Origin of the sequence: uncultured Selenomonas sp., assembly GCF_963528755.1 — a bacterium.
Lineage (GTDB): Bacteria > Bacillota > Negativicutes > Selenomonadales > Selenomonadaceae > Selenomonas.
In genome coordinates this window covers 21251-38677 of sequence record NZ_CAURXA010000004.1, presented here as the reverse complement: position 1 = coordinate 38677, position 17427 = coordinate 21251, and the positions used below count along the sequence as shown (strand labels likewise).

Annotated in this window: 19 protein-coding genes; 2 read left to right on the top strand and 17 right to left on the bottom strand. The window is 59.5% G+C overall.

The genetic code is table 11. From position 1 onward, the window contains the following. Positions 1 to 199 precede the first annotated feature (199 nt). The gene (locus tag RWS31_RS05795) at positions 200 to 1300 is read left to right on the top strand and encodes an HD-GYP domain-containing protein (protein ID WP_314596636.1); all 1101 of its coding nucleotides are present in this window, start codon (positions 200 to 202) and stop codon (positions 1298 to 1300) included. 50 nt (positions 1301 to 1350) lie between these two features. Continuing rightward, a complete protein-coding gene (locus tag RWS31_RS05790; protein ID WP_314596634.1) occupies positions 1351 to 2529 on the top strand; it encodes an HD-GYP domain-containing protein in 1179 nt (392 codons plus the stop codon). A gap of 56 nt (positions 2530 to 2585) precedes the next feature. On the opposite strand, the gene RWS31_RS05785 is transcribed toward RWS31_RS05790, so the two are convergent. From RWS31_RS05785 to RWS31_RS05705, 17 genes are all read right to left on the bottom strand, one after another. Further along, a complete protein-coding gene (locus RWS31_RS05785) occupies positions 2586 to 2957 on the bottom strand; it encodes a heavy-metal-associated domain-containing protein (protein WP_314596632.1) in 372 nt (123 codons plus the stop codon). A 186-nt stretch (positions 2958 to 3143) separates the two neighbouring features. Continuing rightward, positions 3144 to 4442 carry a phosphopyruvate hydratase gene (gene eno / locus RWS31_RS05780; RefSeq protein WP_314596630.1) on the bottom strand — a complete coding sequence of 433 codons (1299 nt, stop codon included), beginning with the start codon at positions 4440 to 4442 and terminating at the stop codon, positions 3144 to 3146. A gap of 199 nt (positions 4443 to 4641) precedes the next feature. Continuing rightward, positions 4642 to 5295: a cupin domain-containing protein gene (locus tag RWS31_RS05775; protein ID WP_314596628.1), complete on the bottom strand. Its 654-nt coding sequence runs from the start codon at positions 5293 to 5295 to the stop codon at positions 4642 to 4644. A 67-nt stretch (positions 5296 to 5362) separates the two neighbouring features. Beyond that, positions 5363 to 5974, bottom strand: a complete 612-nt coding sequence (locus RWS31_RS05770) for a Gx transporter family protein (protein WP_314596626.1) — start codon at positions 5972 to 5974, stop codon at positions 5363 to 5365. Further along, entirely contained in the window at positions 5971 to 6378 is a 408-nt protein-coding gene (locus tag RWS31_RS05765; protein WP_314596624.1) for a NusG domain II-containing protein, read from the bottom strand. Before RWS31_RS05765 ends, RWS31_RS05770 begins: the two co-directional genes overlap by 4 nt. Further along, positions 6375 to 7472, bottom strand: coding sequence for an FAD:protein FMN transferase (locus tag RWS31_RS05760; RefSeq protein WP_314596623.1), 1098 nt, complete (start codon positions 7470 to 7472; stop codon positions 6375 to 6377). Before RWS31_RS05760 ends, RWS31_RS05765 begins: the two co-directional genes overlap by 4 nt. A 2-nt stretch (positions 7473 to 7474) precedes the next feature. Then, entirely contained in the window at positions 7475 to 7978 is a 504-nt protein-coding gene (locus RWS31_RS05755; protein ID WP_314596622.1) for an FMN-binding protein, read from the bottom strand. Continuing rightward, positions 7975 to 8676 (bottom strand): ABC transporter ATP-binding protein, encoded by a 702-nt coding sequence (locus RWS31_RS05750; RefSeq protein ID WP_006193832.1) that lies wholly within the window; start codon positions 8674 to 8676, stop codon positions 7975 to 7977. Before RWS31_RS05750 ends, RWS31_RS05755 begins: the two co-directional genes overlap by 4 nt. A gap of 9 nt (positions 8677 to 8685) precedes the next feature. Next, on the bottom strand, positions 8686 to 9840 hold the full coding sequence (locus tag RWS31_RS05745; RefSeq protein WP_314596621.1) for an FtsX-like permease family protein: 1155 nt from the start codon (positions 9838 to 9840) through the stop codon (positions 8686 to 8688). Between the two features lie 6 nt (positions 9841 to 9846). After that, the gene (locus RWS31_RS05740) at positions 9847 to 11118 is read right to left on the bottom strand and encodes an ABC transporter permease (RefSeq protein WP_314596620.1); all 1272 of its coding nucleotides are present in this window, start codon (positions 11116 to 11118) and stop codon (positions 9847 to 9849) included. Between the two features lie 19 nt (positions 11119 to 11137). Next, positions 11138 to 12397, bottom strand: a complete 1260-nt coding sequence (locus RWS31_RS05735; protein WP_314596619.1) for a DUF2318 domain-containing protein — start codon at positions 12395 to 12397, stop codon at positions 11138 to 11140. Positions 12398 to 12634: 237 nt separating this feature from the next. Beyond that, positions 12635 to 13204, bottom strand: a complete 570-nt coding sequence (locus RWS31_RS05730) for an iron transporter (RefSeq protein WP_264917582.1) — start codon at positions 13202 to 13204, stop codon at positions 12635 to 12637. A gap of 143 nt (positions 13205 to 13347) precedes the next feature. Next, positions 13348 to 14529 (bottom strand): FTR1 family protein, encoded by a 1182-nt coding sequence (locus RWS31_RS05725; RefSeq protein ID WP_009646955.1) that lies wholly within the window; start codon positions 14527 to 14529, stop codon positions 13348 to 13350. Positions 14530 to 14581: 52 nt separating this feature from the next. Continuing rightward, positions 14582 to 15337, bottom strand: a complete 756-nt coding sequence (locus tag RWS31_RS05720) for a TonB family protein (RefSeq protein ID WP_314596618.1) — start codon at positions 15335 to 15337, stop codon at positions 14582 to 14584. 1 nt (position 15338) lies between these two features. After that, positions 15339 to 15752, bottom strand: coding sequence for a biopolymer transporter ExbD (locus tag RWS31_RS05715; RefSeq protein ID WP_009646938.1), 414 nt, complete (start codon positions 15750 to 15752; stop codon positions 15339 to 15341). Then, positions 15742 to 16368 (bottom strand): MotA/TolQ/ExbB proton channel family protein, encoded by a 627-nt coding sequence (locus RWS31_RS05710; RefSeq protein WP_314596617.1) that lies wholly within the window; start codon positions 16366 to 16368, stop codon positions 15742 to 15744. Before RWS31_RS05710 ends, RWS31_RS05715 begins: the two co-directional genes overlap by 11 nt. A gap of 299 nt (positions 16369 to 16667) precedes the next feature. After that, on the bottom strand, positions 16668 to 17390 hold the full coding sequence (locus RWS31_RS05705; protein ID WP_314596616.1) for a DUF4198 domain-containing protein: 723 nt from the start codon (positions 17388 to 17390) through the stop codon (positions 16668 to 16670). Positions 17391 to 17427: the final 37 nt, after the last annotated feature.

The window sequence follows — 17427 nt, the reverse complement described above, 5'->3', positions numbered from 1 at the left end:
TCAGAGGCAGAATATAAGAAGCAGAATATCGCGTCATGAACAGGGCAGCTATATGCCCTCTTTATTTAGGAGAGCGATGGCAAGACAAATGACTCGAAATCGGCAAAATGAAATCAGGCGATGATTGAGACACTTCATCCATAGACGACAATAGGTGAGCAAAATGATTCATATCCCTATAAAAAAACTAAAAGAAGGCATGATCACGGCGCAGAGCATATACAACCCGCTCGGCGCCAGCTATCTAACGAAGGGTGTGGAGCTTAGCCCGAAATACATCGAGAGGCTCAAAAAGGCTGGACTCGACGGCGTCACTGTCACGTCGCTCGATCCCAAACTCAAGCTCGCGCCGCCTGCTGACATCGTGCAGGAAAAGACTCGCATTTCCGCCATACATAACGTGGCGACGGCCTTTCAGAATGTCGAGGATCATGGAACCTTAGACCCAAAGCCGCTGCAGGATATTTCCGAAACGATCCTGCTCGACATCATCGAGCAGCAAAGAAACCTCGTGCAGCTCACGGACATTCGCCTGCACGACACCTACACTTTCGCCCATTCGGTCAACGTGGCAATCCTCTCGGCACTTCTCGGCGTACTTCAGAAGCTTCCTAAAGAAGATCTTTTAAAGCTCACGCTCGGCGGCCTGCTGCATGACCTTGGTAAGATCACCGTCCCCCATGAAATCCTCACGAAACCCGGTCATCTCTCCGATGATGAATGGAGGTTGATGCAGGGTCATCCCGATGCAGGCAGGCAGCGACTGAAAAAGATGTTTCCCAACGACATTCTGCTCTCCACCATCGCACTGCAGCACCATGAGCACATCGATGGCAGCGGTTACCCGAACCATCTGCAGGGCGAACAGATTCACCGATATGCACGCATCGTCGCCATCGCCGACGTCTATGATGCCCTGACAAGCGTGCGCCCGTACAAGAGGGCGTACACGCCGTCCGTTGCTCACCGCATCATGACGACATGCTCGCCTGGACACTTCGACCTCGAGCTCCTGCATCTCTTCTTCGACAACGTTGCAATCTATCCCGTCGGCACGATCGTCAAGACGCAGATTGGCTATGCCATCGTCAAAGAGGTCGAGTTCGGCCATACACAGACGCCAATCGTCCGTGTCTTTGCCAACCATGAGGGCAAATTACTCACAAAAATCCGCGACCTCGATTTGGAGCAAATGCCAAAAGAAATGCTCGAAGGCGTAGTCACCGACAGCGAACTGTACCACTTCATCCATGCCATCAATATCGATCCTGCCATTTTCCTCCAAGACCACATAGCCTGAGACGGCAAAGCAGTCCGATACCGCTCACTGCTACACAGGGGTGTTTGTCCATGATACGCTTGAAATCAAACCAGCTCAAAGTCGGCATGGTGACGGCGCAAAGCATCTTCAACGAAAAAGGCGCCCCTTTTCTCGTGCGCGGCACGCCTCTAACGGATCGTTACATCTATCGGCTTCGTCAGCTCAGCGTCCCTGAGCTGCACGTCACCTCGCTTTCCGCCGATTTCCAGCTGCCGCCGCCTCCAGACGTCATCGAAGAGCGCACACGCGTACAGGCCGTCGACAGTGTAGCGGAAACCTTCCGCCAAGCGGAGGTGAACGGGCAATTCGACATGGACCTCATGGAACAGTGCGCCGACCTTCTCGTGCGCGACATCATGACGAAAAAGAAGAATCTCGTACAGATCACGGACATTCGTCTGCACGATTCCTACACGTTTTCACATTCGGTCAATGTCGCCGTCCTCGCGACGATGCTCGGCAATCTCTGCGGCTACTCCAAAAGCAAGCTGCAGGTCATCACGCTCGGAGGCCTTTTGCACGACATCGGCAAGCTCGCCGTGCCCACGCCTATCCTCAACAAAACCAGTTCTCTGACTGCCGACGAATTCAAAATCATCCGCCGCCATCCAAGCGAAGGACGTAAGATCCTCAAGGAACTCAACTCGCCAATCGCCTCAATCCTTGCCATCATTGCAGTCCAGCACCATGAGCACCTTGACGGCTCAGGCTATCCCTACCATGTGCGCGGCAAGTCCATCCACCCGTACAGCCGCATCACTGCCATCGCTGACGTCTACGATGCGCTGACAAGCGCACGCTCCTACAAAAGGGCATACAAACCGAACGTCGTCTATCAGATGATGATGAAGAACTCGCCCGGCCACTTCGACATGGATCGCCTACGCCTCTTCTTCGACAATGTCGCCATCTACCCCGTCGGTACGGTCATGAAGACGCAGCTCGGTTACGCCATCGTCAAGAAGGTCGTCTTCGGCCACACGCTCGCTCCCATCGTCGTTGTCTTTGCAGACAAGAACGGTAATCTTCTCCCGAAACCCTTCGGCGTAAACCTCGCCCACTGCCGCCGCGATGCCATACATTACGTCATGGACGACGTGGAACTCTTGAACTTCATCCGTCATACAGGCATCGACCCCGCCGTATTCCTTGACGACGACCTTCGCGCGATGAGAGACTATCCGCGCATAGGGAAGCATGAAATCTAATTTGATAAAGGTATACAAAAAGACCCTGCCAGACGGCAGGGTCTTTTTGTATGATCTTATGCCTCGCGCAGCTCGGCGCGGGCGAGCTTGTACTCCGTCTTATCGAGAACTGCATGAAGCTCCTCATCGGAGATCATGCGCTCCATCTTGAGGACGGCGATGTTCTTTCCGAGATCGACCTCGGCCGCAGCGCCGTCGATGCCGTTGAGCATACGTTCGACGGCGTTCTTGCAGTTGTCACAGTGCATGCCCTCGATGTGCAGCACCTTTTCGCCGATGACATCGTGATAGAGCTTCTTCTTCGGGCCGCCCTCGATGCTGCCGCCCCCGCCGCAGCAAGCACCATCACCGCCAAAGTGGCGCATCATGCCGCGCACAGCGAAAAAAAGTGCTGCCAAAAGAATCGCTCCCAGAATATACGTTGCCATGATTTCTCCTTCTTTCCTTGCCAAAGGGCATTGCCCTTATATACCATGCTATCGCTCTATTCTACCCGCGCTTTATCGACTTGTCAATAGTGATTCTTAGTGTTGACGATATGCTTTGGGACGAAAACAGCCTCCCCGTCGGGGAGGCTGTAAATCTTGAGAATCACTGAAACTTTCCGTTCAAATTCACGGCAGAGGCACGTTGAAAGCATTCTTGCCTGCGAAGACGGCATTCTTGCCCAGCTCTTCCTCGATGCGCAGGAGCTGATTGTATTTCGCGACGCGCTCGCTGCGGTTCGGTGCACCCGTCTTGATCTGGCCAGCGTTCAGCGCGACGACGAGGTCGGCAATCGTCGTGTCTTCCGTCTCGCCCGAGCGATGCGACACGACGGCCTTGAAGCCCGCGTTGTGCGCCATGGCAACGGCAGCGAGCGTCTCGCTCAGCGTGCCGATCTGATTGACCTTGATGAGAATGGCGTTCGCGGCCTTCATGTCGATACCTTTCTTGAGGCGCTTCGTGTTCGTCACGAAGAGATCGTCGCCAACGATCTGCAGGCGGTCGCCGAGCTCCTTCGTGATGAGCTGCCAACCCTCCCAATCCTCTTCGTCGAGCGGATCTTCGAGAGAGATGATCGGATACTTGTCGACAAGCTTCTTCCAATGCTCGACAAGCTCTGCCGTCGTGAAGACCTGACCGGACTTGGGCTGCTTGTACTCGCCCTTCTTCGATCCCTTCCATTCGCTGGCGGCCGCATCCATCGCGAGCACAAAGTCCTTGCCGGGCTTGTGGCCTGCCTTCTCAATCGCACGCATGATGTAATCGATCGCCTCATCGTCCGACTTGAGGTTCGGCGCGAAGCCGCCCTCGTCGCCGACACCCGTCGCATGGCCGTCCGCCTTCAAGAGGCTCTGCAGCGCATGGAAGACTTCCGATGACCACTGGATGCACGTGCGGAAATCGGGAGCGCCGACCGGCATGATCATGAATTCCTGCACGTCGATGCTGTTCGCCGCGTGGGCGCCGCCGTTCAGGATGTTCATCATCGGCACGGGCAAAAGGCCGCCCTGACTGCCGCCCAAGAAGCGATAGAGCGGCGTCTCCTCGCTCGCAGCTGCTGCCTTCGCCGCCGCCATGGAAACAGCGAGGATGGCGTTCGCACCGAGTTTCGACTTGTCTTCCGTGCCGTCCGCATCGAGCATCGTGCGGTCAACGAGAGCCGTATCCGCAGCGTCGACGCCGACGACCGCCTTGGCGAGCGTCGTGTTGACATTCTCGACCGCCTTCAGGACGCCCTTGCCGAGGTAGCGAGCCTTATCGCCGTCACGCAGCTCAAGCGCTTCAAACTGACCCGTCGATGCGCCCGACGGCGATGCCGCACGGCCGAAGCTGCCGTCCTCCAGAAGCACGTCGACTTCCACCGTCGGATTGCTGCGCGAGTCAACGATTTCGCGTGCATGGATGCATTTGATCTTGCTGTTCCTCATCGTATCCACTCCTTGTAAATCTAATGAAACACTATACTCTTAGCTTATCACGAAAGCGGCAGATGTCAAGCCTTTTGCTGAAAGCAATTCGCATTTGCCGCCGCTTTCATAAAAAAAGCGCACGGGCTTCGTCCTGCCCGCACGCTTTTTCCACTTGTTGAAGCCGTACAGGCACGAACGCACCTGTATTCGTATCGGCTTAAGCAAGCTCCAGCATCAATGCCATCTTGAAATTCTTCACGGCACGCACATAATGTCTGCCGTTCTTCGCGAACTTGAAGTTATCGCCCGCGTGAACCGTGTACTCCTTGCCCTCGTAACCGATGACGGCCTCGCCTTCGAGCGCGAAGACGAGAGCCTCGCCCGGTGCCGCGTGCTCGTCGAGTCCCGTACCCGCGCCGAAGCTCATGAGCACGAACTTGAGGTTCGGGCTCTGCACTAGATCCATGTTGACGATCTTACCGTCCTGGCACGGCAGAAGCTCTGCCAGCTGAAATACCTTCTTGTCCTCGATTGCCTTATTCATGGTCTTTCCCTCCTGCAAACTGATCTCAAGATATACGGCGCCGCGCTCGGTCTTGACGCCCACGGGCGTACCGACGGGTACGATGAAAAAATCTCCTGCGGCGAGCGCCGTATTCCCGCTCTCCTCGACCACTTCCATCGTGCCCGAAGCGACGTACCAGAGGCGGCGACGCTCATAGCTCTCCGCGCTGATGTCCGTCGCTTCTGCGAGCGAGAACCAGACGACGTTGTTGCCGCCCACCGCGCTGATAGCTTCCGACACCGTGCAGCCCGGGACGGGCGCCATTTCCTCGGCGGGGCGAAGCACCCTGCCTGCCTGACCTTTCATGGCTGTCATCTCCTCTCTTTCTGTTTCCTAGTATAATACTAGATAAATGCTTTTTCAGGAACATTTGTTACAGATTTTGAGAAATTTTCTTATTTTTTAAAGGCAACCGCCGCAGAATCTCCTGCGCGAGGAAACCCGTGGCAAATCCCGTGAAAACGGCCAGAGCAAAGAGCATGGGCGCATAGTAAAAGACGTCGAGCGTGCCGAGCCAGAAAGCGGCGGCAAGGAGCTGACCCACATTGTGCGAGAGTGCGCCCGCGACGCCGAGCAGCGCGAGCTGCACGCGCGGGGCGGCGCGCAGCAAGAGGACGCCGACCGAAAGCGCCAGAAGCCCGCCCGCAAGGCTGAACGACAGTGCGGGCAGGCTGCCCGCGAAGGCCGCTCCGAGCACGATGCGCAGGACGAGGAGCACGAGCGCTTCCCTCGCGCGAAAGAGACGGAGCGCGGCGACGGTCACGATGTTCGCGAGGCCGAGCTTGAAGCCCGGCACCGCCGCGACGAGCGGCAGGCGAAGCTCAACGAAGAAGAGCATCAAAGAAAGTGCGAGGCAGATGGAAAGAAGCGTCAGCCGCGCCGCCCCCTGCTGCGCCAGCCACGCTTCCTGCGCTCCCTCTGCGCATATACGCTTCCGCGCGGACGCACCTTGCCGAGCGCCGCACTCCTGCCGCGCGCCCCTCACCTCGCCACCGCATCGGGCGCATCGGCCTCGCCCGCGCTGCCCGCTTTCGCCCAGCGAATCTCCAGGCGATGCGGCAGACAGATGATCGGTGCGCCGTCCCCCTTCAATTCGCCTGTATGCACGCAGATCTGATCGGGACAGTCGGCGCTCTCGATGCGGATCGTGCCGCCGCCCGTCGCGATGACGTTCTCGTGCTCGCCATAGGGCACGCGGATATGGCGCTCTTCCTGCAGTTCCTCCCGCGTGAAGCGATAGATCACCGCGCCGTCCTGCACGACCTCGACCGCGCCCGACTCCGATGCATCTTCGCCGCGAGAAGCGGCTGCGAAGAGCCATGCGCCCGCCGCGCCGAGCAGGAGCGCGGCGAAAAGAGCGAAGAGCCGCGCCTTCTTTCCCCCGTTCATCGAATGACCTCCGCTTCTCCCGTCAGCCCCTCGCCCGCCGAGAAGCGGTCAAGAAGCCCCTCTGTAATCCACACATGCCCGTCCATGCCGACGAGCACCATCTCAAAATCCTGCCGCTCGCGCCAGAAAGCGGCGGCGCGATCCGCGCCCATGACGAAGAGCGCCGTCGACAGCGCGTCCGCCCTGCCGCCCGATGACGCGACGACAGTGGCGGATGCAAGGCCGCTCGCCGCGGGTTTTCCCGTCGCCGGATCGAGGATGTGCCAATAGCGGTTTCCCGCCTCATCCGTGAAGAAGCGCTGGTCGATCGCCGAGGTCACGACGGCGGCGTCCGCGACCTCGACCGTGCCGAGAAGCGCTCCGCCGAAAGGATTCCGAAGCCCCACGCGCCACGGCGTGCCGTCCTCGCGCGCGCCGACCGTCTCGATGTTGCCGCCGAGGTCGAGGAGCGCCGAGCGCACGCCGCGCGACTTGAGCTCCGCCGCGACAAGCTCGCCCGCATAGCCCTTCGCCACCGCGCCGAGCTCGACGCTGCTGCCCTTTTCGAGCCGCGCCGTACCCGCTGCCTCGTCGAGCTTGAGCTTTCCCGCTCCCGTCAAGGCACGCGCCGCCTCGATTTCCTCTGCCGTCGGCACGCGATGCACGCCGCCCGAAAATCCCCAGAGCTTGAGGAGCGGCAGAAGCGTCACGTCGAGTGCGCCCTTCGTCTCCTCGCGCACCACCTCGGAGAGGCGCAGAAGCCGCATCGTCTCAGGCGCGAGCGCGACGGCCTCGCCCGCGCCGCTGTTCAAGCGCACGACGTCGCTTCCCTCGCTCGTCGCGCTCCAAAGCGCATCGAGCGCTTGAAGCCGCTCCTTCGCCTCTCGCGCCGCCTCGGGTGCGCCTTCGCCATAGACCTTGACCGTCATCTTCGTATCCATCGCGAAGAACTCCTCACTCGCTTCCTCTGCGGTGTGGGAAGCGTCGTCGGAAGCCGCGCTCTTCATCTGCGCGGGCAAGCATCCCGCCGAAAGAGAAGCGGCAAAAGAAACGAGCAAAAGGCACAGGGCAAGATGCCCTGCGCCTTGAGCTACTAAATTCTGCAAGCGAATCATAGCTACTTCTTCGCTTCATCGAGCGCCTTCGTCGAGGCCTCGATGAACTGCTCGTAGGAGATCGTCGCACCCGAGATGGCATCGACCTTACCCGGCTGCTGACGCTCGACGAGCTGTGCGCCGTAGGTCGCATTCGCCTTGACGGCATTCTGCGCCTTCTTGTAGTTCTGCGCATCGCTGACCTGGCCGTTCTTCTTGCCGTAGTCCTCGCCCTTCATCGTGCCGTCCTTGTCGATGCCAAAGTATGTCGCGCTCACGATCTTGTGATCCTTAATCGTGATGGCGATCTTACCGTGACCGTACTCAGAGTTCTCGCTGCTCTCGCCGTTGTACGTGCCGTCCTTCGCCTGCGAGAGGTCGATGTCGGCAATCTTCTTGACGGCGACGCCCTGCGCCCCGCCGTCTTTCGGCTCGTCCTTCGCCGCATCGTCACCGCAGCCCGCGAAGAGAGCCGTCGCGAAGGCGACGCCCAAGACCAGCGTCAGAGACTTCCTGCCCAAATTCATTGTTTCGCCCCTTCCTTCAGCTTTGCCGCCGCCTGCTCCTCGGCGCTCTTTTCCACCATGCGCCCATGCTCGATGATGACGCAGCGCTCCGCTGCCGCGCCGACCTCGGCGGAGTGCGTGACCGTGAGGATCGTATGACCCTCCGCGTGCAGTTCGCGGAAGATCTTCATGACGAGGTTCTGATTGACCTCGTCGAGGTTGCCCGTCGGTTCGTCCGCGAGGATGAGCACGGGGTAGTTGATCAGGGCGCGCGCAATGCAGACGCGCTGCTGCTCGCCGCCCGAAAGCTGGCTCGGCAAATGGTCAGCGCGGTCGGCAAGCCCCACGCGGTCGAGCGCTTCGAGCGCTTCCTTCTTGTCGGGGATGCTGTGATAGTACTGCGCCGCCATGATGTTTTCGATCGCCGTCAAGTACGGGATCATGTGAAACTGCTGGAAGACGATGCCGATCTTGTCGCGGCGCAGGAGCGTCAGCTCGTGGTCGGAGACTTTCGTGATGTCGATGCCGTCCAGAAGCACCGTGCCGCTCGTCGCGTGATCCATGCAGCCGATGATATTCATGAGCGTCGTCTTGCCCGAGCCGGAAGGCCCCATGACGGCGAGCCAATCGCCCTTTTCCACCTTGAGGTTGACGTTGTCGAGCGCCTTGACCTTGCCGCCGTAGGCCATCGTCACGTCTTTCAATTCCAATAGACTCATAAAACCCTCCTACTCTCCCCGCAAGACGATGGCGGGGTCAACGCTCGTCGCGATGCGCACGGGAATGAGGCTCGCGACGCCCGTCACGATGACGGACAAGACGACGGCGAGCACGGCGATGCCCGGAGCAAAGGCGATGCCGCGCGAAAAGACGTTGATGCTGACGCTCTGTGCGAAGAGGTAGCCGAAGCCGCTGCCTAAAAGGCCGCCGACAAGGCCGAGCACGCAGCCCTCTCCGAGAAACTCCATGACGATGTTCGCATTCGAAGCGCCGAGCGCCTTCTTGAGACCGATCTCGCGGCGGCGCTCCGTAACAACCGCCGTCATCGTTGTCGTCACGCAGATGAGCGTCAAAATGAGGACGATGATCGTCACGAGAAGGATCAGAACTTCGAGCTTCTTCAAGACGTTGAACTCCGAATGCGCGATCTGCTGCACCTCCTGCGGCTCGATGCCGATATTCGCGGTGCGAATGGATTCCTCGACGGACTTCAAGCTGTCGCCATCGGCGACGACGCTAAGCTGTGCGAGTCCGACGGCGCCGGGCTTTTCGACGATCTTTTGCAGCTCGTCGAGGTTCAGGAAAGCGAACTGCTCTTCCTTGCCGCCCGTCGAGACGATGCCCGAGACGGTGAAAGAGAGCATGGCCTTGCCCTCGCCCGCGCTGACCGATACGGTCTGGCCGATGAGCTTGTCCGTATCACGCGCGATTTTCGAAGCCATCTCGGCACCCAGAAGGATCTCGCGCTCGCCCGCCTTCGGGTACTCGCCCTTGACCATCCAATAGGGGCTGACCTTCTTGATTTCCTCGAAGTCCGTGCCGCCTGTCAGGACGGGCTGCTTGTTAACCTCAAGGCGCTCGTAGAGAAACGGCGCAAGACCGACGACGTCGCGTCCCGCCAGTGCCTCACGCGCCTTCTGCAAGGCGGCGGAGTCGAAGGTCTTCGCCTCGCCCGCCGGCAAGAGCAGCACGTTCGCGCCGTAGGCGCGGAACTCGCGCCCGAGCTGCGCGGGCACCTCGCGGTAGACCGTGATCATGCCTGAGATGATCGCCGCGCCGACCGCGACCGCCAGGAGCGCAACGAACATGCGCGACTTCTGGCGGAAGAGCGCCCGCACGATCATGCGCAGAAACATTTCCAGTATCTTTATTCTTCCTGCCATATCAAATCACCTGCCATGAAGGACGCTTGCGGGCTGCAAGGAGAGAAGCATGCGGATGGCGGGCAGGCTGCCGATGAGGAGCATCAGAGCCATGAGTCCGCCCACGATGGGGATGACGACGAGGTTGTTCGCAATGCTCGATCCGAAGACCGTCTGCCCGATCGCCTGCGCGAGCGCCAGACCGCCGAAGTAGCCGAAGAAGCCGCCCAAGGCGCCTGCGATGAAGATTTCGGCGAGCACCATGAGGACGACGGAGAGGTCTGTCGCGCCGAGCGCTTTCATGAGGCCGAACTCGCGGCTTCGCTCCATGATGTTCGCACTGACGAGGTTCGACACGCCGAGCGCCGCCGACAGAAGCGAAAGCCCTGTGATGAGCAGCATGAGCATCTGCGTCTTTTCGAGAATCTTGCCCTCGGACTCGGCGATCTGCCGCACGGGCTGCGCCGAAGAACCGGGAATCGCCTCCTCGATCTGGAAGGCGATGGAGCTGACGTAGGCCGTGCAGTACCAGATCTCGCGCTCCTTCTGCGAAAGGCGCTCGGGGTTCTCCGCCGCCTTTCGCGCAAGGTCGTTTTCAGGCGTCGTGACGGCGGAAACCTCGATCTTGTCGATCTTTCCGGCAGCGCCCAGAAGCTCCTGCGCGAGCGCGAGGTTCACGGTCAGAGCATCATCCTCTGCGCCGCCGCCCGTGACGACACCCGTGATCTTTAGCGTCCTTTCCGCGCCGTCCTTCGTGCGATAGGAAACTGTATCACCGGGCTTTAGCCCCAGAGCGTCCGCGAGCTTCGCGCCCGCCAGCGCCTCGTCGGGGCTTTCCGTCGGCCACGCGCCGTCGATCTTCCACCACGACTTCATTTCCTTCTCGCCCGTCTGCATCTTCTCGCCTGTCGGCAGTTCAAGCTCATGGTCGAACCACGTGCCCATGATCGGCACATTCCTGCCGTCCGCGAGAGCGATTTCGCCCGAAAGTTCGGGCGCGAAGGCGACGATGTTGTTCGTCCAGAAGATTGTCTTGATCTTCGCCGCATCCGCCTCGTTCAAATATTCTTTGCGTCCGCCCTCAAGGCCGTAGACGTCCTGCAGCACGGAAGCCGTCTTCGGCGTGACCGTGATGTTCGCGCCGTAAGCCTTTAGCTCCTGATTGACCTTCTCGCCGATGTCGAACATGACGTTGAGCATGGCGGCGGCCAGCGATACGCCGAGAGCCGCCGTCAGCGCGATGAGGAAGAAGCGCTTCCTCTGGCGAATCAGCGCGCCCTTTACCATCTGCCAAAACATTGTATCCCTCCTTCACGCATCAGCGGAACACGTCGCGCGCCTTGTCCAAGGCGTCCTGCGGCACGCGCAGCTTGCCGTCCGCCACGCTGTATTCGAGCGGAATCGGGTTGCAGCCGCCCTTCGTGCCGATCGTCGCCTTGTTCATCATGACGTCGCACAGGCGGCAGATGACCTGCCCGTCTTTTTCGTAGTAGCCCGTCGGACCGCAGATCTCGCAGGCGTCAAGCCCGACGCCGTAGGAATTTCCGCCCTTTAAGATCACGATGTAGCGCACCATCTGGCCGCTCGCCGTCTGATAGACGAAGCGGTGCAGATGTCCGTCGTTGACCACGGAGAGATCCACGTCGACGAAGCCGTCAACCGCCGTCACAGGGACAGCGGGCACGAGTTCTTCCTTGCGGTTCGCATAGCTCGCGCCGAAGCTCGACAAGAAGACCATGCCCGCGAGAAACAGCACCGTCGCCGTGCCCCAGCGCCTCTTGTGCATCGCCTGCATGATCATGCGGCGGTACTCGGCGGGATTCGTGCCGGCAGGACGCGCCGGCTTCTTCTGGGAGAAGAGCGTCAGCGGCACGAAGAGCAGCGCGAAGAAGATGATGAAGATGAGCCACGACGAGTGGTCGATGATCGGCGCCATGATGGAAAGCAGCGCCGCGCTGTCGAGGATGTGCCGCGCCATCAGCACCTGCACGAGGAAGATCCCCTGCTGGATGAACATGGCGCCCGCCTGAATGACGAAGACGAAAAAGAGCCGCCTCGGGTTGAGCGCCGCCGCCGCCTTGTAGGCGACGAAGGAACTGACGACGCCGAAGAACAGCCCCGCGGCAAAGCCCGCGAGCTTCACGGCGACCGTCTGCGTCATGTAGTCGCCCGCCGCCGAGATGATCGTGCCGACGGGGATGAGCCAAAGCTCCATGCCGTGATAGAAGAAGAGCAAGACGCCGATGACGCAGGCGGAAACCTGCAGCGGGCGCGAAAGCTCCTCCTTCTGCCCCGCGCCGCGCGCGAGCATGGCGACGAGCACGACCTCGGCGATCATGGCGACGGCGATCGCGCCGGCTTCGGCGACCTCGCGGCTCACGGCGTTTCGCGTGCCGACGCGAGCTGCCACGATGGCGACGGAAAGCCAGAAGCCCCAATGAATCGCGGTGTTATAATTGCGGCGATACTTTTCGAGCGGCAGCCGCCGCAGGATGGCGAAAAGGATGCCGAGCGGCACAGCAAGCGTCAGCACCTGCTCCATCGCCGGCACAAACTGTTGCAGGAACATCTGCAGCATATTCTGCACCTCACTTTATCTATAGGAATATGAAAGCAAAGCCCACCGCCACCCATTGGATGGTGGTGGGCTTATGCCCTTTAAGAGAACGAGGTTCGTCTCACGGACAGGTCAGCAGCGGTCAACGTCTGCCAATCGCGCTGCGCCTTCGGCTTGCGCTCTTGGGACGTTTTCGCATACGAGCCGTTGCCCAATCAGCTTCACCCTTTCAGGGTTCGCTTCTTGGACGGCTCAGCACTACCAACGACGAGGCACGTAGTTGAAGACCCAATCCATCGTCACAGGCTCATCCCAGAAGCGACCCTTGACGCCCGTCTCATCATCGACGTGCAGGCCGTAGTTCTGGCGATACGGGCTTTCGATGGAGAAGTGCATGTCGTAGGTGCCGGCACCCAGGAGCTTGACGTTCGCGCCGTAGTGCGGGCCATCGTCTGCGTTCATCGGCATGAAGACGCCCTCGACGCTCTGGCCCGTCTCACGCTTCGTGAACTTGTAGTGAACCGTCAGATACGGGATCCACTCGCCGACGCCGAAGCCCGTGTCGTTGCCTTCCGTCGCATGGATATCCGTCTCAATGTGCATGTCCGCCTTGTCCGGCGAAAGCATCATGCCTGCAGGCAGCATCTCAATCGGCTGGAAATAGACGAGCGCTACCTTGAAGTGGTTCGCCTCGTTCTCGATCTCGTCGCCGATCGGGTACTCCGTGAAGCCCGCCGCCGACGCAGAGCCGCCGAGCGTGAAGAGCGATGCCGCTACCGCGCAGACCGCCAACGCTGACTTGAGTTTCTTGAGCTTGAACATTTTCATAAAACACACTCCTCCGAAAAATGATGTAATGAAATTCCTCCTGGACGCCCTTACATAATACGCCCTATATAGATGCGGCAATCCGCTGCACCTGCAAACGGAGCACTTTGCTCCGCCATTGCCAATAATTCTTGAAGAGGCGATCACGCCGCTTTCGGCTTGCGTCTCTTCGCGTAGATGACCATTCCCACGCCAAGAAGCAGCACGAGAAGCTGTGCGCCGAGCGTCTCCGCCGTTGGGAAGATACCCAGAAGATCGACCGTAGGCCAGCCTTCGAAGCGCGTGATGCCGATGACGCCGCCCTCCTGCAGCTCCTCGATGCCACCGCCAACAAAAGTGACGGCCAACAGGAACATCAGGATGCTCGTAAACAGGAAGAACGGACGCAGGGGAATCTTCAAGATGCCATGCTGCATGCCGTAGAAGATCAAGGCCAGCGTCACGCAACCCGCGCCGAAACCTGCCCAAATCATCGTGACGTCGGCGGCCGCGTTGTTGAAGAGCGCTTGATAGAAGAGAATGACCTCCGCGCCCTCGCGGTAGACGGCGAGGAACGCCGCCATGCCCAATGCCCTGGCCGTGCCATGCGTGATGGATTCCTTGACGAGTCCGTCGATGTACTGCTTCCAGTTGTCCTTGTTCGCCTTGCCGCCGAGCCATGCGCTCGTCAAAAGCAGGACGACGACGGCGAAGAGCGCGGTCGCACCTTCGAGCACTTCGCGGCTCATGCCGCCCGTCGTGTTGTTCAACAACGTGTTAAACAGATACGCCGAGATGAAACTCGCGACGACCGCCGCAATCGAGAAGTTGTAGACGGTGCCGAGATGCTTCTCATCCTGCGCGCGCTTCAGATAGGCGATGATCGCGACGAGCACGAGGATCGCTTCCAAGCCCTCGCGAAGGAGGATCAGATAAGCAGGCAGAAACGCCGCCCAGCCTGAACTGCCATGCGCATTTTCGAGCGCCTTGACGTTGTCGTTGACCATCGACTTGAGCTTTTCGGCTTCCTGTTTGACCGTGTCTACGCTCTCGCCATTTTTCATGCTCTTCTTGACTTTGTAGAACTGATACTCAGTCAGACTCGTCTCCTTGGCGGAGACGGAACTGCGCATGACGCTCTCCAAACCCTCTTTTTCATAAATGCCGTAGTAAGATGTATTGACGAGGTCGCGTGCACCCTCGTAGTCGCCCGTCTCGTAGACAGAAACGGCCTGATCGACCATCTGAGCAATGCGATCAGCGACCTCCTGCCACTTCGGTGCTGCATCTGCGCGCGGCACGGCGAAAAGCACGAGTGCCATGCAAAGGAATAAGATTTTTTTCAAGACTCTCACCTTCTTTTTGGAAGTTCCGATACGATTCTTATGTGCCGCCCCCTTACGTCGACGGCGCTTGTCCCCTCGCATGAAGCTCTCGGAGGAACATCTCCTTGTTCACGCGAATGCGCTTGTTCTCATCATCCTCGTAGGCATGACTGCCCGAACCGTCGAACGGGAAGCGCAGGAGACGCATCGTCTTCATCGGCTGTCCATTCGTATCGAGCGCCGGCTCGAATTTGAAGTTGCGAATGGCATTCAAGACGAGCTGATCGACGACGCGGCGTCCCGAAGTCTGCGTGAAGCGATAACCCCTGATATGCCCCTGCGCGTCGATGCTCACGAGGATGCCGACCGTGCCGCGAAAGTCCGTGCCGCGCGTATCAGGCGTATTGCCCGCCGTAATGAGCACGCCAACCGCCTGTGAGGGCGGTGCGGGCGGCAGAGCCTTGCCGTCCTCACCGTTCTTTTTCGCCGCTTCCTCCTGTTTCTGCAGCTCCGCCACCGCCTCGTCCAACTCAGCGGCTTCCGTCGGCGACGTCTCCGTCGGGATAACATCCTCGGGCGGCGTCTCCACAGGCGGCGTCTCAGGCTTCGGCGGTTCGGGCGGTTCCGGCTTCGGCGGATCGGGCTTTTTCTCTTCCATCTCGCCCGAAGAGCCTTCCTCTGGAAGGTCTACGACTTCCATCTCCTGCACCGCCAAGGGATCGCCCTCGAAGTCGAGCAGGGGCAGCGCGAGAGCCAGTCCCAGCCAGACGAAGAAGTGCAGAAAAATCGCCGCGACGACCGTCGTGCGCCAGTAGCTCTTGAACCGCATCTCACTGCCTCCCCGCTGTCTCCGTCGCGATGGAGACGTGCTTCGCGCCCGAGCGCTTGAGGAGGTCCAAGACGCGCACGACGGCTTCATAGTCGGCCTTCTTGTCGCCGCGCAACACGAACACCGTATCGGGATCACTCGCCAAGGAAGCCTTCATCTTGTCCGCAAGGTCTTCATTCGGCAGTTCGTCCTTGTCATAGAGCACATCGCCCTTATCCGTCACCGTGATCGGCACGATGTTCGGGCGCGTCTCCATCTTTCCCGCAGCCGCCTGCGGCAGAGCGACCTGCACCGTGTTCGTCTGCACCATGTAGATCGTGCTGATCATGAAGAACACGAGCAAAAAAAGCATGATGTCGATCATCGGGATGATCATGACGAGCGGTTCTTTCGTAATACGAAAATCACGCCGCATGGCCATCCTCCCCCGTCTTCTTCAACGCGTTCCGCACAGCGGCGGCCGCCTTGTCGAGCATGGCGAGCATCTCGTCAAGCTTCTGCACGAAGTACGTATGCACGATCAGCGAAAAAATCGCCACGCAAAGCCCCGTCGCCGTCGCGATCAGCGCCTCGCCGATGCCGCCCGTGATGGCAAGCGGCTCGCCCGCACGCACGCTGAAGATGCTGAACGACTCAATCATACCCGAAATCGTACCGAGAAGCCCCAGGAGCGGTGCCATCGTCACGATCATCGACAAGTAGTTGAGCCTCTCCCTCAGGCGCATCGCCATATCGGCGTACGCCGTGTCGAGCGCGAGCGTCAAGTCATCGCCCGCCGCCGCCGCACGCACGCCGATTTCGGCGATGTACGCGGGCGCCGTGTTCTCCGTCCGGCAAAGCTCCGCTGCCTGCTTCAAATCGTGCTCCTTCAGGAAAGCCGGCAGCTTCGCGACGAAATCGCTCGCGCCCCTGCCCGCCTGACGGTAGAAGCGGAACCGCTCGATGGCAATGACCGCAACAACGATCGAACACACCAAGAGGACGTACATGACAGGGCCGCCCTTTTGAAACAACTCCCACGTATTTTCCACGAGAACATCTCCTTCAATGATTTTCTATCTGAACACCGCTGATAGCGGTTATTCCTATCACATTTGTGAGTATAGCACATACATCGTTAAAATTCAATCTGAAAATGAAATTTGTTCATTTTTGAAGAAAGATTCACTTTTATTTGACCTTATATGCAGCAGGTGCATGCTATCCGTAAGGAATGCAGCGTCGACATCTGAAAACGCCGCAACATCAAAAACACCGCAAGCACAATGCCTGCGGTGTTTTTGATGCGCCTAAGCGCATATTTTCATATTTCTACGAAGCGAAGCCGCTCTTACTCGGCCGGAATGATGAACGAAAGCGAGCTGAAGATCTTCTCCGTCACGATCGGATCGTCCGTCGGGAAGGCGACTTCGACGCCGATGACGTTGAGGCCGTTGTTCGCCACACGCACGGTGATGTAGCCGTTCGCATCCGCGTTCGTTTCCGTCGTGAGATCGCCAAGAACGTCAGCGATAACGGGCGCATTCGCATACGGCTGGCCATCCTTGTAGATGCGCAGGCGCAGCGCGTCGCCACGGCGAAGCGTCAGGGGATTGACTGCGGGAACGATCTGGATCGGCACATTGTAGAGCCCGCCCGGCTTCACAGCCGCATTCCAGTAATGCACATTGTACTTGCGCGCGTACGTCACTGCCTTGAGATTTTCAACGCTCGCGTAGTCGCGCGTCGGAATGACCTGGCCGTCCGTCGTCTTGGCGAAGTAGCCATAGTCGAAGAAGGTCGCCGTCACGCCGAGGTCGTCGCCCGGCACGATCGTCACATGGTTGCCCGCATCGACGCGCTCGACCGTCGTCGGCTCGAAGTTCACATCGTAGGCGTCGATGCGCTGCACGCATGCGGGATCGTAAGCGTTGTCCAACGGACCTTCACCGAGCACGAGCGCCTTCTGATCGAGGCGGTTCGCATAGAACACGCCGTGCGCATCCGTCGGCGCCGCATACATACCAAGTCCTACAAATGCGCCAAGCGCCGCTGCCAAAAGCTTCTTCTTCATTCTTCATCCTCCCATCGAGAACAATTCACTCTGCGGA

Bases quoted from the DNA above. Each gene is read 5' to 3' on its own strand.
- RWS31_RS05760 (WP_314596623.1), bottom strand. From the start codon at position 7,472: ATGATTCGCTTGCAGAATTTAGTAGCTCAAGGCGCAGGGCATCTTGCC.
- RWS31_RS05755 (WP_314596622.1), bottom strand. From the start codon at position 7,978: ATGAATTTGGGCAGGAAGTCTCTGACGCTGGTCTTGGGCGTCGCCTTC.
- RWS31_RS05795 (WP_314596636.1), top strand. From the start codon at position 200: ATGATCACGGCGCAGAGCATATACAACCCGCTCGGCGCCAGCTATCTA.
- RWS31_RS05715 (WP_009646938.1), bottom strand. From the start codon at position 15,752: ATGCGGCGTGATTTTCGTATTACGAAAGAACCGCTCGTCATGATCATC.
- RWS31_RS05775 (WP_314596628.1), bottom strand. From the start codon at position 5,295: ATGAAAGGTCAGGCAGGCAGGGTGCTTCGCCCCGCCGAGGAAATGGCG.
- RWS31_RS05745 (WP_314596621.1), bottom strand. From the start codon at position 9,840: ATGGCAGGAAGAATAAAGATACTGGAAATGTTTCTGCGCATGATCGTG.
- RWS31_RS05790 (WP_314596634.1), top strand. From the start codon at position 1,351: ATGATACGCTTGAAATCAAACCAGCTCAAAGTCGGCATGGTGACGGCG.
- RWS31_RS05720 (WP_314596618.1), bottom strand. From the start codon at position 15,337: ATGCGGTTCAAGAGCTACTGGCGCACGACGGTCGTCGCGGCGATTTTT.
- RWS31_RS05705 (WP_314596616.1), bottom strand. From the start codon at position 17,390: ATGAAGAAGAAGCTTTTGGCAGCGGCGCTTGGCGCATTTGTAGGACTT.
- RWS31_RS05740 (WP_314596620.1), bottom strand. From the start codon at position 11,118: ATGTTTTGGCAGATGGTAAAGGGCGCGCTGATTCGCCAGAGGAAGCGC.
- RWS31_RS05750 (WP_006193832.1), bottom strand. From the start codon at position 8,676: ATGAGTCTATTGGAATTGAAAGACGTGACGATGGCCTACGGCGGCAAG.
- RWS31_RS05765 (WP_314596624.1), bottom strand. From the start codon at position 6,378: ATGAACGGGGGAAAGAAGGCGCGGCTCTTCGCTCTTTTCGCCGCGCTC.
- eno (WP_314596630.1), bottom strand. From the start codon at position 4,442: ATGAGGAACAGCAAGATCAAATGCATCCATGCACGCGAAATCGTTGAC.
- RWS31_RS05730 (WP_264917582.1), bottom strand. From the start codon at position 13,204: ATGAAAATGTTCAAGCTCAAGAAACTCAAGTCAGCGTTGGCGGTCTGC.
- RWS31_RS05785 (WP_314596632.1), bottom strand. From the start codon at position 2,957: ATGGCAACGTATATTCTGGGAGCGATTCTTTTGGCAGCACTTTTTTTC.
- RWS31_RS05735 (WP_314596619.1), bottom strand. From the start codon at position 12,397: ATGCTGCAGATGTTCCTGCAACAGTTTGTGCCGGCGATGGAGCAGGTG.